General features: G+C 32.0%; 16 protein-coding genes. 13 read left to right on the plus strand and 3 right to left on the minus strand.

What is annotated here, in order from left to right:
• From ACFSJT_RS06535 to ACFSJT_RS06580, 10 genes are all read left to right on the plus strand, one after another.
• Positions 1-1,014 carry an RHS repeat-associated core domain-containing protein gene (locus tag ACFSJT_RS06535; protein ID WP_378319417.1) on the plus strand — a complete coding sequence of 338 codons (1,014 nt, stop codon included), beginning with the start codon at positions 1-3 and terminating at the stop codon, positions 1,012-1,014.
• Positions 1,004-1,489, plus strand: a complete 486-nt coding sequence (locus tag ACFSJT_RS06540) for a hypothetical protein (RefSeq protein ID WP_378319418.1) — start codon at positions 1,004-1,006, stop codon at positions 1,487-1,489. Before ACFSJT_RS06535 ends, ACFSJT_RS06540 begins: the two co-directional genes overlap by 11 nt.
• A 7-nt stretch (positions 1,490-1,496) precedes the next feature.
• Complete coding sequence (locus ACFSJT_RS06545) at positions 1,497-2,459, plus strand: hypothetical protein (RefSeq protein WP_378319419.1); 963 nt, start codon at positions 1,497-1,499, stop codon at positions 2,457-2,459.
• A 131-nt stretch (positions 2,460-2,590) separates the two neighbouring features.
• Positions 2,591-3,214: a hypothetical protein gene (locus ACFSJT_RS06550; RefSeq protein ID WP_378319420.1), complete on the plus strand. Its 624-nt coding sequence runs from the start codon at positions 2,591-2,593 to the stop codon at positions 3,212-3,214.
• Positions 3,215-3,469: 255 nt separating this feature from the next.
• A complete protein-coding gene (locus ACFSJT_RS06555; protein WP_378319421.1) occupies positions 3,470-4,753 on the plus strand; it encodes a hypothetical protein in 1,284 nt (427 codons plus the stop codon).
• A 426-nt stretch (positions 4,754-5,179) separates the two neighbouring features.
• The gene (locus tag ACFSJT_RS06560) at positions 5,180-5,386 is read left to right on the plus strand and encodes a hypothetical protein (RefSeq protein WP_378319422.1); all 207 of its coding nucleotides are present in this window, start codon (positions 5,180-5,182) and stop codon (positions 5,384-5,386) included.
• The gene (locus ACFSJT_RS06565) at positions 5,373-5,729 is read left to right on the plus strand and encodes a helix-turn-helix domain-containing protein (protein ID WP_378319423.1); all 357 of its coding nucleotides are present in this window, start codon (positions 5,373-5,375) and stop codon (positions 5,727-5,729) included. Before ACFSJT_RS06560 ends, ACFSJT_RS06565 begins: the two co-directional genes overlap by 14 nt.
• Before the next feature lie 18 nt (positions 5,730-5,747).
• Positions 5,748-5,954 carry a hypothetical protein gene (locus tag ACFSJT_RS06570; protein ID WP_378319424.1) on the plus strand — a complete coding sequence of 69 codons (207 nt, stop codon included), beginning with the start codon at positions 5,748-5,750 and terminating at the stop codon, positions 5,952-5,954.
• Entirely contained in the window at positions 5,944-7,095 is a 1,152-nt protein-coding gene (locus tag ACFSJT_RS06575) for a hypothetical protein (protein WP_378319425.1), read from the plus strand. The genes ACFSJT_RS06570 and ACFSJT_RS06575 overlap by 11 nt, the downstream gene beginning before the upstream one ends.
• Entirely contained in the window at positions 7,092-7,349 is a 258-nt protein-coding gene (locus ACFSJT_RS06580) for a hypothetical protein (RefSeq protein ID WP_378319426.1), read from the plus strand. The genes ACFSJT_RS06575 and ACFSJT_RS06580 overlap by 4 nt, the downstream gene beginning before the upstream one ends.
• Before the next feature lie 61 nt (positions 7,350-7,410).
• On the opposite strand, the gene ACFSJT_RS06585 is transcribed toward ACFSJT_RS06580, so the two are convergent.
• Positions 7,411-9,591, minus strand: a complete 2,181-nt coding sequence (locus ACFSJT_RS06585) for an RICIN domain-containing protein (protein ID WP_378319427.1) — start codon at positions 9,589-9,591, stop codon at positions 7,411-7,413.
• A 249-nt stretch (positions 9,592-9,840) separates the two neighbouring features.
• Entirely contained in the window at positions 9,841-11,289 is a 1,449-nt protein-coding gene (locus ACFSJT_RS06590; protein WP_378319428.1) for a response regulator, read from the minus strand.
• A gap of 547 nt (positions 11,290-11,836) precedes the next feature.
• Here ACFSJT_RS06590 and ACFSJT_RS06595 point away from each other — a divergent pair.
• On the plus strand, positions 11,837-12,598 hold the full coding sequence (locus tag ACFSJT_RS06595; protein WP_378319429.1) for a hypothetical protein: 762 nt from the start codon (positions 11,837-11,839) through the stop codon (positions 12,596-12,598).
• Here ACFSJT_RS06595 and ACFSJT_RS06600 read toward each other — a convergent pair.
• Positions 12,595-12,774 carry a hypothetical protein gene (locus ACFSJT_RS06600; protein WP_378319430.1) on the minus strand — a complete coding sequence of 60 codons (180 nt, stop codon included), beginning with the start codon at positions 12,772-12,774 and terminating at the stop codon, positions 12,595-12,597. The two genes, ACFSJT_RS06595 and ACFSJT_RS06600, sit on opposite strands and share 4 nt — an antisense overlap.
• 191 nt (positions 12,775-12,965) lie before the next feature.
• Here ACFSJT_RS06600 and ACFSJT_RS06605 point away from each other — a divergent pair, with 191 nt between their 5' ends.
• Both ACFSJT_RS06605 and ACFSJT_RS06610 read left to right on the plus strand, forming a co-directional pair.
• Positions 12,966-13,427 carry a hypothetical protein gene (locus ACFSJT_RS06605; RefSeq protein ID WP_378319431.1) on the plus strand — a complete coding sequence of 154 codons (462 nt, stop codon included), beginning with the start codon at positions 12,966-12,968 and terminating at the stop codon, positions 13,425-13,427.
• Positions 13,427-14,335, plus strand: coding sequence for a hypothetical protein (locus ACFSJT_RS06610; protein ID WP_378319432.1), 909 nt, complete (start codon positions 13,427-13,429; stop codon positions 14,333-14,335). The genes ACFSJT_RS06605 and ACFSJT_RS06610 overlap by 1 nt, the downstream gene beginning before the upstream one ends.
• The last annotated feature ends 6 nt before the right edge of the window (positions 14,336-14,341 follow it).

Below are 14,341 nucleotides of genomic sequence, written 5' to 3' on the forward strand. Positions count from 1 at the left end.
ATGAAAAAATTAGGGCTTTTATTACTAGTATTATGGTGTGGTGGCATTACCCAGGCACAAAATCCATTTGAGAAATACAACTATAATCCACGTATTGCAACATTATCAGACGGAGAATTCATTGAAGATTTTGATAACGATAGTATTGTACGCATTGGTTCTGTAATGTTAAATGTAAAAAACAATACAATTACCAGTTTTATAGAAGAATCTGTTACCTTTACAGAGGCCGGAGCAGAACCTACGGTGATGAGTCGATGGTTTCAGCCGGATCCGTTAAGTGATCAATTTGTAGATTGGTCACCTTATAATTTTGTGTATAACAATCCCTTAATGTATGTTGATCCGGACGGCAGAGCGGCAATAGATATAAGAGTTTGGGGAGAAAACGAAAGCGGAGAAGAAGTTTTAATTGCAAACTTAATATCCAAAGAAGTAGATAAAGATATACAAACAGATATTGTTGTCCCTGATCTAGTAGGTGATGTAATAAAAGGTCATGACCCGATTACGAATAAAACACATGAAACCGAAAGTGGAGCAATAATTGAAACAAATATAGATCCTATTATTGGGAATTTGTTAAATAAAATGCCGAATGAAGGAGCAACTCCTATTATTTCTTTCGGACTAGAAGCTATTTTTGGAAAAGGTAATACATCTTCAATTGATGTTGCTTTATTTGCAGAAAACGGAAATCTTGATGCAGTAGGTGTTTTTGGAACCAGTGGAAGTTCTTATGGGTTAGCACTGGGAGGAGGTGTATATACTGGATATTTAGAGTCTAACAATGGACAATCTTTAATGATTCAAGACATAATGGGAGAATCTACGATATATTCTATAGGAATACCTAATGTCCCTTTTGGGGGTGGAATGTCAGTTGAAAGTTCTAGTTACACAGGCAATTTATTGAATATTTCCGGTGTAGGAGGAGGTATAAGTAGGACTAATGCGGTTACAAGAATGTTTGGAGGATGGGGAAATTTAAAAAATCATTCAAATGAAAAATAAAAAAGATATGAAAAAACTTATATGGATAATATTAATATGCATTTTGATAAGTTGTAAGAAAAATCCATTTGCTTTCAGAACAGACATTCATTATGCCGAATATCCTTTTAAGAGTTTTAAACTAAAAGAAATTCAGAGCTATACAAAAGATTCTTTAAGAACATTAAAAATCAGTGATAGTACTATAATCAAAAACTTTATGGAGTCTTTTAGCAAAATTCATCGTGATTCTCTCAAACAGACTGGAAAACAAAACAAAGAACATGTTACATTATTAAATGTTTATTTAAAAGGAAAAAGATTTGTTGATTATAAGTTTTTGTTTAAAAAATATACTAATGGCAAAGTTACAGGACAAATTTTTAAGGTTGACCCAAAAACAAAATTTCAAATAGACGAAGGAGAGTTTTTTAATGCCGACAAAATGTATGAGTTGGTAAAAGATTTAGCCAAAATTGATAAGGTTCAAAAGTAAATTGTAGATGAAAAAGAAGCTTTATTTTAGTTATCTACTAATGTTTCCATTATTCGTTATGAGTCAAGGTGAAAACTTTGATTACGATATTCATAATAAAAAGGTATCATATTATATAGATTATGAAATAAAAAGAGGGAGTAAACAAGTTCCTTATACCTCTAGATATCTTAATATGCAAGGTAAAGGTTTGGCACAACCTCTTCAATTCTTTCATGATGAAGAAATAATTCCTGACTTAAAAACAAAATATTTATTTTTTAAAAAAGATTCTATCATAAAAGAAGTTTTACACGAGTGGGATGTTAGAAACTTTGAAAAAAGTAAAAACAACAAAAAACCTCTGGATTTTCAAAAAGCCTTAATAAAAAAATATACTGAGTTAGAAGATAAGTTAACAAAGATCTTTGGTAAAAGTGAAATAAAAGGAAGTCTTGAGGACCTTTCTTTAATTGATAAAAAAGAAGGGCTTCGAAAATCAAATACTTGGACCCCAAATGATAGCACCAAAGTAAGTTTATATATTATGATTTCTAATTATTATGAGCAAATAGGAAGGACAACCAAAAACCCTATTCATAGAATAAGATTGTATATTACTCGTGATGTTCAAAAGAAAAGAAATGAAGCTGATATTGGGAAAAGGCTCAAAGAACTTACGATTAAGAGCGAAGCATACTTATTGACACTAAGGAACGGAGACATGGAAAAGTCAAAGACATTTTTATCAGAGCGACTGATTGACAGAGTAACTAATCAGCAGATTGAAGATCTGATAAGTAATATTGATTTTAGCCAAGAGTTAAAAATGTATCATCATGGGGTTCAAATGACTATGACCGGTGATACTTATTTAAGCTTATTCTATCGATATAAAAAAGATACATTGACTCCACCCAAAGAGATGATCAAAATTTTGTTTGATGAAACTGATAAAGTTATTGGTATTCAGCCTGTGAAATTGCAGTAGATAAAATAGACTTACTTTGGAAAGAAAATAGGCCTTTAAAGCGAAAGAGTATTGTAAATAGACTTTTCAATAACAATAAGCTACCGTTTGAATCGAAGTAGAAATTTGAAAACATAAATGAACTCATTTAGATGAAAAGAATAATGTTAGTTGTTGTAATGATTATACTTGGAGGTTGTAGAAAGGGTAATGAAGGCAATTCGAAAATAGAATCAAAAAAGAGTGAAAAACCAATTTCAGAAACTCAAGAAGTAAATGATCAATTTCAAGTTTTTATGGATCAGTTCCCAAAGGTTGAGTTACCATTAATAATTAATGGTTGCTTAGATGAAATACTTGAATTGCCGAAGCTTGATTTTGAAATAAGCTCAGAATACTCGTCTGATGCAAAATATGAACATATTTATGGAATAATTCCTTCTAATGGGAATTACATTACTACCATCACTCTTGGATCAGCAGATTGTTTCATTCCAATTATAACAACATACAGATTAAATGGAGAGCGTATTAACTCAAAGCCTATTTCTATAGGTTATTGCGGCCCAGACCCATGTTATGAATGTATAGAAAGTATGACAATTAAAAGTGACTATAGAATTTATGTGGCTGATACTATTAAAACTTATGATTGCGATAAAAATTATAATGCTATTGTTGGTACAGAAAGAATCAAAGTTGTCTATAAGGAGGGTAAACTAAATGAAAACGGGGTCATTGAATTGACAGAAGAAATAACACAAAAAATTAACTAAAGTAAGATAGTTTATAGATTAGTATTATTACAATTTTAGATTAAAGGAATACAGTTTACTCGTCTGGGGGGCGCGGAATACTTGTTTTTATAACATTAACTATTGGCTCAGAGTCAAAATTATTATTGGACATTATTAAAGTGTGTTCAGTGAATAATTATGGTTCATTTATAGTCACCAGTAGTCCTACCTTAAACCGAAACTGGTCAAATTGGAAAACAAAAGAATACTAATTCAACACAAACATCTTACTGTATGGAGTATATGGATATTCTGTATCGTATTTTTCATGATGATTTGCGACCTGGGGTATCGCAAATACCAAGAGAAGAACTATATTCTTTTCTCATAAAAAATAAGGTACAACTTAAGGCTAGACACTATCTTGAATTGAAAAAATATTTTATTGGAGATTTTGATTTGGAAGAACTTTCATATCAACATCTTAAGTTTTACTACTATGATATCTTGATACAATTAATCTGTAAAAGCATCCAAAAAGAATTGTACACAGATTTCTTCGAGAATAACAGAAATGTAAAAGACTTTAAAAAGACAGTACATGATTTACAGATGCTCATTAATGGACACTTAAAAACCATCGAACAGCATTATTTTTATGATGAAGACAGAATATCTGTATTTCAAATCTCTGATAAAAAAAAGACACAAGATATCTATAAGATAATCTACACCAATTTAAGTTATGTGTTAGACTTTATAGAAAACCATTATCCATCATATATGGACAAGGACTTAGAAATTTCATATACCCAGCAGCTGTGGTTTATCGCTTCTCATCAAAAAAAAGTGAGAGAACTAGTAAAAAAGCTTAGAGCAATCAATTTGCCGGACCAAATTAATGAAGAGTTAGTCCGTTTTTTGAATAAAACGATTCAAGATAAGAGAAGTTTTCTAACCTATAATAATAGACAGTATTACTCTATATTTATTAATGCTCTATATGAATTGCTAAACACTGAGCCTAAACCTTCTATTGAGAAGTTGGTTGAATTTTTTATTAGATACGATTTCTATACTTTCAAAATCTATTTCGGTGTTATTGAAGAGATCAAATCTCAACTTGAAGAAGAGGTAAACCTGAATATTTATCAAAAACAGTTATACGAATACCATAGGAAATACAAAAGTATAATAATAGAAACCGAGGTAAGATTCAATCCAAAATTACCCCACTTAAAGACGAGTATAATGGATTATTTGGTCAATGAAATCGAGCTTACAAAAAAGATGGCAGAGTTAGAATCAAAGGATGATAACAATACCCAAAAATTTAAACTGAATATGACCGTAGAGGAGATAAGCCTATTTACCAAACTCTGCTACGAAGCAGGTATCACTCATGGAAAGAAAAAAGACTTGATAGAATTTGTTTCCAGATCTTACTACAATGAAAGTACAAAGAATATATCAGTAAAGAATCTAGATAATAGATATTATAATGTATCTGATATTACTAAAGAAAGAATGCGGGGTTATTTGCAACACATGCTTAATGATTTAGGTAGGATGGAGTAATTAAATTATTTCTCACTTAACAAACTAATATCTCCATAAGTATCCAGCACTTTCAGGAGGTCATATAGACATAGATAAGAAAAACCTTCTAGTTTAAGAAGGGCGGGTCCCCCTATATCCACCAACTGTTTAATGCAAGTGTACCCTTTTTGGTCCATAAATTTCCTCAGATGCTGACCAATTTCAAGTTTATCCAACGATTCCACTAAAAAAGGGGGTTGCTTTAGGGTGGTTTTCTTGAACGAATTTTCTAATTTCATGGCCACAAATATAGACCATCCTTTTATTAATTGTTCAGTTTTAACAATTTTATTTGTCTTGAAATCAATTAGTTAAAAATTATTTTGGGGTGGTCCATCCTTTTGCCACTGTTTTAATGCTTTTCAAATCCTTCTCTTTACACCAAAATATAAAACATCGAGGTAAATGTCTTTAAAAAATCATTGTAAACAGCCTGTATCAGACTTAGAATGTTTATTTCCTGACAATGAAATAATTAGTGTTGGGAGTGAATCATTTCGAAGATTGAACACAATTTTTCCTTTGAGAAATCTTGTTACTGTTTATGACGGATATGTTGCAAGACAAGAAGTACTTCAAAAACTAGAAAGATATATTTATGGAAAACATTGAAGAACTACCATTAGAAGAAAGTGGAAATTTCCCTAAAGAAGATCGAGTAAAATTAATTGTACTAGAATCTGATGCTTATAGTGAGTTGCTTAATGATTTTATTCGTTTAATGAAATTGGCCGTGAGAGATGCAAAAATTGAAGCTATGAAATCTTTTTCGGATCCTGCAACAGATTGGATTGATGCCGAAGAAGCTAAGAGTATATTGGGTATTAAGAGTAAGTCAAAACTACAGGAACTACGTGATTATAACGAAATCACATTTTCTCAGGCAGGAAAGAAAGTAATTCGCTATTCGAAAAAAAGTATCCTTGAGTATTTAGAAAGAAATATTGTCATGTAAACCTGTAAACACTATACTATGCTCACCCTAGACGAACAAATCGTTTTCTTAAAAGAAAGCCGTAAACAACAAATCAAATTCTTAGAACATGTAAGTAAACAGTTTGGTGAAATCAATAAACAGATGTTTACAAGGCAAATAGGTCATACCATCTTTTGCTATGATTCTATTTTGCAATCTATCCTAGAATTACAAGCCTTAAAAAGCAAAACACATGGAAAATAAACCCAACAGGCAAAACTATGATTTTGGGAAGCTGTTTAAGGCAACCAAATCCTTTATTGATACCTATAATCAAAACAAACAAGACATCAAAGAACGTCTTAATGCCAACCATAGGGCTACCGCAGAACTGATTACAAGATTGTATGCCAAACAACTAAATAAGGCCATACAACTTGGAGACACCTTTGATAAGGGAATGCCAGGATTTAGAACCTACAACCCAAGTTTGGCAAGTTGTAAAGGATGTACGGTTAGGACCATTATGAATCATAAAGCGCGATTAAAAGCAGCTGGGTTTATCCTCAAAGAAGTACATCATGGAAAATCCGGAATCGAATTATGGATCAATACTGAAATTTTTTCTGAAAGAGTGAAAAATTTACACCCATTAGTTCATGTACAACAAGAACAAATAAGTAATAATAGGGATGTTGATATAATGACAACTCCAGAAGAAGGAGTTCGCCCACAGGCTCACGAGCAAAAAGATAACTATGTTACAGGAACTCTACACGAACAAGACATGAACACGGAGGAAAGCCGAATTTCTGACTCAAAATCACAAACCAGGTGCGAGAAAAATTCAAGCACTTGGGAGTCGGAGTCGGCTTTTTTACTGAACTTGGTCAAAGATTTCTGGAAATACAGCAAAGTGATATTGTATCCTGATGCTATGCTAAGTCAACCTGAAGAAAATGATATCCTGAATCAGATTTGGGCCTCGGTATATCGAAAATTCAAGATTAAAGGCAGTAAAAAAGATTGGAAAAACTACCAGGAAATCCTCTACAAACGGGTGGATATGGTATCTCGATGGTTAGAGCGAAATCCTAATCGATGGGTTCCTCCTGCACATTTGTATTTCCATCCTGAAAACAAGAAAAATGGATTCAACAAAACCTATGAGTGGTTTATCAAACAAGAAACCTTAAAACGAAATATCAGAAACCAGATCCTGATCCAGAAAACCGAAGCCGAATGGTTCGCACATCATAAAGGAGAAGGAAAACACAAACACAAATCCCGTTTACAATTGTTCAGTTTACAACGTAAACGCATTGCCAATTATGGAGATGAGGCCCTTATTAAAGCCTATGAACAAAGTTTACAACGAATATTGATCAAATTGTCTACACTATGATGCCAACCAACCTACCCCAAATAGCCTTAACCAAATGTGTAGTCTATTTTTACGATGGAAGTTCTCGTACCTTCTACTCTCTGGACCGAAGTCATCGAAATTCAAAACTCAATAAAGCTCTCGGAATGCAAAGATTAGAAAAAATGTTACTTCAAGGAAAACTAAAAGGTACCTGGGAAACTGCTATTATCTATGAAAATCGAGTTAAAGGTGTAGAGTTGGCTAAGTTTAAGAATGGGGTGAGGGTATTGTAATGGAGATAAGCCCATGAAATCTCATGGGCTCATTTATAAACTAACTGTCATTAAATTAGTTTTAGAATTGCTTCACTTTATACCATACTTTCCATTTATGATTCCATCTATCATTGTTCTCAGTTGGGATGTTGCCTGAATTGAAGACCTTACCTTCTAAACCATTATTCGATAATAAATCACTTTTTAAACGTTTTGTAACAATAAACTTTCCATTTTTTGTTCTTATTCCGCAGTTAAAATCAGTACTAAAATCACCCCATTTATGGCAAGAGTTTAATTTATGTTCTAATATTAAAATCACTTGATTATTTTCATAGGCTTTTTGATCTACTTTAAATTCTACATATGTTGGAACAGATTTCGGATTGTCAACATTAATTGTGCCACCCCGGATTATTTCTTTCGGTCTTTTTATAAATATTTTTCTTCCTCGATGATAACCTTCATGTTGAGACCATTGACTAAGTATTGGTCTTGTAGAAACAGATCTATCTTGTTTAAAGCCATTGTAGTATTCTTCTATATTTCCTTTATTATCAACTTTAGCCATGGAAATATATATGTCGTGACCGATTCTAGTACAATCGTCATTATGCCAACCATTAGATATTTCTATTCCCAAAAATGTTACTCTAGTTGCTGTGTAAGGGCGACATTCTCTTTTTGTGTATTTAGCGGTTACTCTAACATCTGCAATTTGATGATTATTTATAAAACTAAGTTTATACCCTATTGGGACTTGAGCTATTTCTGGTCTCCAGTTCGAAATTTTAACCCAGCGATTGAAACCTTCAAGATTTATAAAAGTTTGGTTATCCCCTCCAACAGCATAAGCAGTAAAACGCCAATCATTTGCTACTTGCCTAAGAGTAACCCCTCCTTTTAACTTAAGATTGTAATTAATGTTTTTGTAGGCTGCCTCTACAGCTCCACGTATAGTTTCCTCGTCGTAGTCGGAATCTATCTTCAGAAACCCAGCTCTTCCATAAGTTACTTCAGAAATGTAAACATCATCATTCTTAACTTGATCTTGAGACTTATTAACATCAACAATATTTTGACGGTCTAAGGAAATTGTATAATACTTTTGATGAAATCTTACAACATAGAGATTTTTCTTAGTTTTTCGAGAGTAATTAAATTCTGCCTTTAATGAAGCCCCAAAACCATTAAATTCACCATAAGCCATAACATCTAAATCTCTCTGATCTTCAATCTTATGAATTGTATATGTGAAACTGGCTGGGTTAATAACACTTTGATTTACCTTTATTAAATCAGACATGGCATTATAAACATCCGATTTATAAACATTTCCTTGGTCATCGGCTTGAACCTTTTTACCTGTATTCCCACTTGAACTACTTACTAAATCAATTGTAATTTTGTAATCTTGATATTTCAAATTTGGTCTAGCATAGGTTCCTTCGGTGAATGCATTACTCTTGTAAATTGCTCCAGGATAAACTTCGGATGCATCACCAGATGTAATTAGAAAACCAATATCTTCTTGTGAACTTTCATCGACAGAAATTTGTTTGAAGGTACAATACTGTTGTAGACTTTCGTCATCGTAATCCTCTTTAAGAATTTTTTCTTGAGTATTATATTGCGCTTTTCCTCGAACAACACGCCCAGAAACCTTTTTTGAAGGATAGTTAGATGTTGGATTATTTAAATCAATTAATTTCCATTTCTGAGCATTTCCACCATTATATGACCACATCCATATTGGAGTACCTGGTTTAGTGGATGCCCATTGAACATCCAAAAAAGTTCCTTTTTTCGATTTTAAATAATAATAACCATTACCTGCTTTTATAAATTTCCATTTAGTATTATCATTTCCTTTACCACTCCATATTAATACAAGGGCTCTTGGTTTATTAGATCTGTTTTGAACATGTAAATACTTGCCTAAAGCTGATTTAATATACAGATATCCTTCCCCTGCATTTTCTAGGATAAATTTTTGCGCTTTACCATTATTCCCTGGCCATAAATGTAATGGAGTACCATTTTGGGTATTTGCCCATTTAACATCCAAATACATGTTGCTTTTTAAAGCAGTTTCAAATTTGTAGATCCCTGGTTGTTGTGAACAAACAAGAGAACTTGAAAATAAGGTTAACAAGCAAAAAGTTTTTATTAATTCATCCAAAAACTTTTTTCTAGATAAAATAAGTTTAACAGCTCTTTTAAGGTTGATTTGGTTAACTAATAAAATTAAATCATTCATTACTTAATAATTTTAGATTAATAAATTTTGTAATTCAGAAAGCAAATAAGACTTTCTGACTATCATTAATTTTCAAACTATTAAGTGCGCACTTGTTTAGTTTTGAGTCAAAGCTATGGCAAAACCGTACAAGTACGTAGGATCAAAAACGACTAAAACACCCCTCAAAATGGACACTCTTTGATAACCCTAGTAAATAAAGGAGGTTTTAAAGGTATGAAGTCAAAAAGTAATAATTAAAACAGTGATTTAATTGTTTTTTCTATACTCTGAAGGTGAACAATTGTAGAATTTTTTAAAATATTTCCGAAAAGTTTCTTCATTTTCATATCCAACTAACTCAGCAATTTCTCCAACAAATTCTTTCACATAAGTTGTAAGTAAGTATGATGCATGTTCAATTCTTCGAAAATGGATATACTCCAATGGTTTTTTATGGTATAGGCGCGATATCTCACGACCTAACTGCTTTTGACTTATTCCCAAATCGAATGCAAATTCTTTTACTCCAAACTCTTTGTTGAAGAGTTTTTCTTTCAAGACTGAATTAATCCTTTTAATCAGCTTTACATCATGAGAAGTAAATTGTGCTGGAGTAAGTTTTAAGCATGAATCCTTGTACTTTGCCCAGAAATGCCATCTTATATTTATCAGATTAGAAACTTTTTCTTCTAAGACACCAAGTGGAGGTGGTTTAGTAATATAAGCATCTGCTTTCATTTTAGTTCCTTCCAAAATATCATCAGAACTAGCTTTGGCAGAAAGTAAAATAATAGGAATATCCTCAGTAGCATAATCATTTTTTAAAAGTATTGTTAAGGAGATTCCATCAATATCAGAACTAGGCATCATGATGTCAGAAATAATAACATCCGGAATAAGCTTTTTGGCAAATTTAACTCCTTCTTTACCATTTTCTACTGTTTTAACTAGATAATTAAGAGTTTCAAATTTTACCTTAAGGTATTTCCTGATTACTTGATCATCTTCTACAATTAATACTAAAGGTTTTTCTCTCTTTTTTGGGTTTAAGTTTTTGACTTCTTCCGATACCTCTTCTTCAGGAATTACGATTTTATTTATTTCATTTTCAAAGATATCCAAAACGCCATTGTAATTGGAGTATTCCAAAATTTCTCCTGCTTGATTTGCAAGTTGTTGTATGATTTTTAGAATTAATTCATATTCTTCTTTGTCCTTTTCTGATAAGCTAGTTTCATTTAGTTTACGTTGGATTACAAGAGATATTTTGGTAAGAGGAGTTCGAAATTTATGAGATAAATTAGTAAGCATTTGTTTTCTTGCATTGAACTCCTTTTTAAGATTATCTACCTCAAATATTTTTTTGTAATTTTTTTTATCCACATCAATAATTCCCCAAAGGGTTATTAGAATAACTAAGAGTATTAACATACAAAATGCCCAATTATTAAAGACCATAATAAAGAATGCTAACGAAATGATTCCGTTTGTGTTAAGCATTAAAAATTTGATTAAAGGAAACTTCTTATGAATATTAAGATGTACCGTATAGAGAAAATGAATTGCAATAGAGAGCAAAATTAGAATCTTTAAAAAATCTGTTTTGTCAAAAAAAGCAAAATGTATACATAGTAATATTACCTGAGGTAACATAATTAGATAATATTTGCGATCAAGTATAGTTTGATTGTCAATTGCTTTAATAAGTTCTTTCATAAAGAGGTAACAACTGAAAAATACAAACACATAAGCTACTTCCAATGATTCATTTTGTACTATTTTATCTTGTAGTTTTGAATTAATTATTGGGAATGATAAAACTGAAGTAAAAACCAAAGAGACTAAGTGGATTATCTGTAAGCCAAAATATTTCCTTTTAGTAGATATATATCGAATTGAGCAAAAACTAATAATTGGAAATATTAAAATGAGAAAACAAATTACAAGAGCCTCACCCTTTAATAGAATTGATTCATTTAGTGATTTACTAATTCCTATTAACAGTGTTAAAAATATTATTAATAAAGAAGGAGATTGTATTGTCTTCCAATTAATAGTTTTCTGAACTATTGAATTATACTTAAGATTTAAAGAACTACTTTTCATGATTGATCCAAATTTAAAAATTATTTATTGGGGTAATTCTTTTTATAAAAAGCCTAATAATTTTCCGATTTTTAATTGCTTATTCATTTTTTGTGCCAAACTTTTTTATTTAAGCCTTCTGTGTTTTGTATTTTAGTATCAATAATTACAATTAGTTATGAATAAATTTTTGGTCTATTTTGTTTTTTTTACCATTACCATTTTAATTTTTTCAATAGTTCCTGTAGTGTTTGAAATAAACTCCAATAGTTGGTTATTCATACTCCTTTTCAGTTTGATCTTGATTATTGTTTTAGGCGTTATGATATATTTTTCTTTTCGTAAAATCGTTAATTCATTTAAGCAACCAGATGTTGAACATATTTTTAAAAATTATAGAAGTTCCCAAATGTTTTATTCTAGTAAAGAGATGAATTTTGCCTATTTACATTTTAAGTCACTTGTATTTTCATTATATGGTAGGTTTGAAGAAGGGCTATTGGAAATGCATAAAATAGACCTTGTAAATCTTTCAAGTACATACGAAGTTTGGCGATTAAATGCCATTGCTTTGAATAATTATTTGAGAAGAAAAAATATTGATGAATCTATCGCAATGATAGAAAAAGCAGTAGAGTTGATAAGACAAAATAGGAGAACTATTAGATTGTTCAGAAAAATAGCAGAAAAAAGTTGTGAGACCTACATTGAAATAGGAGAAGTTTTAAATTGTAATTATAATGAGAGTATAATAATAAGTCTTGAAAAAAAGTTTGAAAGATTTTCTTCTATTTTATTTTTACTCAAGTTAATAGTTGCTTGGGTACTTTGCATTGCTTATGAACAAAAAAGGGAATACTCTAAAAAAGAATCAATGGAAGCCTTTCTTAAGAAGAATGCACCCTATTGTAGAGCATTGTTTAATTTTAACCCCACTTAATTAATTTTTTGCTCCACCCCAAACGCCTTAAACACCATCCGTACCTCATAAGGATACAGCAATTGCCTTCGCCCGGTATTTAATCCTTCAATTTCCTTTAGTTTTAATCGAAGCGTTTCTCGACTTATTCCAAATCGAATAGCAAGTTCTGCCTTACTCCAAAATCTCATTTCCATCGTAGTATTTTAGGTTGTTTTTAGCTTTTTTAGATGTCAAGAACCAAGAGTATACCATAGGTGTAAACAAGCTCCTTCTACATCACCAAGCTACCATAAATACTACAAAAAACCATAACCAAAACAGGCTTAAACAAGCTCATTTGTAAGAGATCATGTAAAACTATTCCTTTGAGATAAAACAAGGAAGTATGTTTAAATGGATTGCCGGAGGATTGGCAGCTTTTTTTTCGATTCGATACCTATCTCGCTTGCAAAGGGCGAGTACCAATATCACCTCAAGGATTCGGGTAAGGATCCATAAGGTGAACTTAACCGGTATCGAACTAAAAGCAGAAGTGACCCTTCAAAATCCAAACCCGGTAAGTCTACGAATACAACATCCTTTTGTAAAGATTTTATTCAAGGATAAGATTCTGGGAACTTCTGCAGTAGAAAATGCAGTGATCCAGGTAGAAGAAAATAGCGAAAAAAATTTTGATCTCACCATACAATCGGCAGGTTGGCTCACCTTGATTCAGATATTAGGCACTAAAATGGTGAGTGATATCCGATCCGGAAACCCGATTCAACTCAATATTCAAACCCAGGTAATCACAAGAGTTAACGGATTGCCTTATGAAAAACAAGAAAACATCCTTTTACAACTCTAATGCAGGCACAAGCACTTAGACATATTAACCCCGGAAGACGATACGATCCTTTGATTCCAAAGAGTGTTCAAAAAGACTCGGTGATAAAAGGAAGAGGTATGGCAGAACTCAGTGATACCTTAAAATTGATGCAACAAGTGATTGCTGAAACGCTATCAGATACTGCTTTACTTGCTCAAAAACTAAAAAGTCAGACCGTGGCTGACAGCTGTAGAAAAATTTGGCATTTCGTGTATGGCCACATCCAATACAAAATGGATAAAAGAGGAGTTGAACAAGTGCGTCGACCGTCTAGAACCTGGGCTGATCGTAAAAGCGGAGTAGATTGCGATTGCTATACGGTATTTATTGGTAGTATTTTGTCCAACATGGGTATTCCATATACGATCCGAATTACTAAATATGGAGGAAAACAACATTTCCAACATGTATATCCGGTGGTCAACAGTGCAGGAAAAGAGATTATCCTGGATTGTGTCAATGATCGATTTAATTATGAAGTTCCCTATTCAGAAAAGAAAGATATCCTTGTCAAAGACACTATAAATATAAAACCCATATCCGAACTCAGCGGTGTAGATACCCTGGCTATCGGACTCAATGCCTTAGAGCAGCCTCGTATTTCATTACACAGGATTTACACACCTTTAGAAATTTTCCCAAACTCGCGAGGTTGCTCTATTCCAAAGGCATTATCAAAAAAGGCAAAACAAGGAAAAGTACTATCTCCGTTCCGATTGCATAGTAGAGCACCTACTGGAAAGATGAATCGAAAATACTATGATTTGGGATTATTAGACCTTTTTCTGATCACCACTATATCCATTGCTGCAGGGGCAGGCGTAGTAAAACTATTTAGTAAACGAAAAACAAAAACCAACACAAAATCGAAAGCAAATATCAGCTAAGGCTAA

The organism is Aquimarina celericrescens (genome assembly GCF_042682765.1).
Taxonomy (GTDB): Bacteria; Bacteroidota; Bacteroidia; order Flavobacteriales; family Flavobacteriaceae; genus Aquimarina; species Aquimarina celericrescens.

What these genes read in the sequence shown, in the direction of transcription:
- ACFSJT_RS06535 (WP_378319417.1), top strand. Translation starts at nt 1, where the DNA reads ATGAAAAAATTAGGGCTTTTATTACTAGTATTATGGTGTGGTGGCATT.
- ACFSJT_RS06540 (WP_378319418.1), top strand. Translation starts at nt 1,004, where the DNA reads ATGAAAAATAAAAAAGATATGAAAAAACTTATATGGATAATATTAATA.
- ACFSJT_RS06545 (WP_378319419.1), top strand. Translation starts at nt 1,497, where the DNA reads ATGAAAAAGAAGCTTTATTTTAGTTATCTACTAATGTTTCCATTATTC.
- ACFSJT_RS06550 (WP_378319420.1), top strand. Translation starts at nt 2,591, where the DNA reads ATGAAAAGAATAATGTTAGTTGTTGTAATGATTATACTTGGAGGTTGT.
- ACFSJT_RS06555 (WP_378319421.1), top strand. Translation starts at nt 3,470, where the DNA reads ATGGAGTATATGGATATTCTGTATCGTATTTTTCATGATGATTTGCGA.
- ACFSJT_RS06560 (WP_378319422.1), top strand. Translation starts at nt 5,180, where the DNA reads ATGTCTTTAAAAAATCATTGTAAACAGCCTGTATCAGACTTAGAATGT.
- ACFSJT_RS06565 (WP_378319423.1), top strand. Translation starts at nt 5,373, where the DNA reads ATGGAAAACATTGAAGAACTACCATTAGAAGAAAGTGGAAATTTCCCT.
- ACFSJT_RS06570 (WP_378319424.1), top strand. Translation starts at nt 5,748, where the DNA reads ATGCTCACCCTAGACGAACAAATCGTTTTCTTAAAAGAAAGCCGTAAA.
- ACFSJT_RS06575 (WP_378319425.1), top strand. Translation starts at nt 5,944, where the DNA reads ATGGAAAATAAACCCAACAGGCAAAACTATGATTTTGGGAAGCTGTTT.
- ACFSJT_RS06580 (WP_378319426.1), top strand. Translation starts at nt 7,092, where the DNA reads ATGATGCCAACCAACCTACCCCAAATAGCCTTAACCAAATGTGTAGTC.
- ACFSJT_RS06585 (WP_378319427.1), bottom strand. Translation starts at nt 9,591, where the DNA reads ATGAATGATTTAATTTTATTAGTTAACCAAATCAACCTTAAAAGAGCT.
- ACFSJT_RS06590 (WP_378319428.1), bottom strand. Translation starts at nt 11,289, where the DNA reads ATGAAAGAACTTATTAAAGCAATTGACAATCAAACTATACTTGATCGC.
- ACFSJT_RS06595 (WP_378319429.1), top strand. Translation starts at nt 11,837, where the DNA reads ATGAATAAATTTTTGGTCTATTTTGTTTTTTTTACCATTACCATTTTA.
- ACFSJT_RS06600 (WP_378319430.1), bottom strand. Translation starts at nt 12,774, where the DNA reads ATGGAAATGAGATTTTGGAGTAAGGCAGAACTTGCTATTCGATTTGGA.
- ACFSJT_RS06605 (WP_378319431.1), top strand. Translation starts at nt 12,966, where the DNA reads ATGTTTAAATGGATTGCCGGAGGATTGGCAGCTTTTTTTTCGATTCGA.
- ACFSJT_RS06610 (WP_378319432.1), top strand. Translation starts at nt 13,427, where the DNA reads ATGCAGGCACAAGCACTTAGACATATTAACCCCGGAAGACGATACGAT.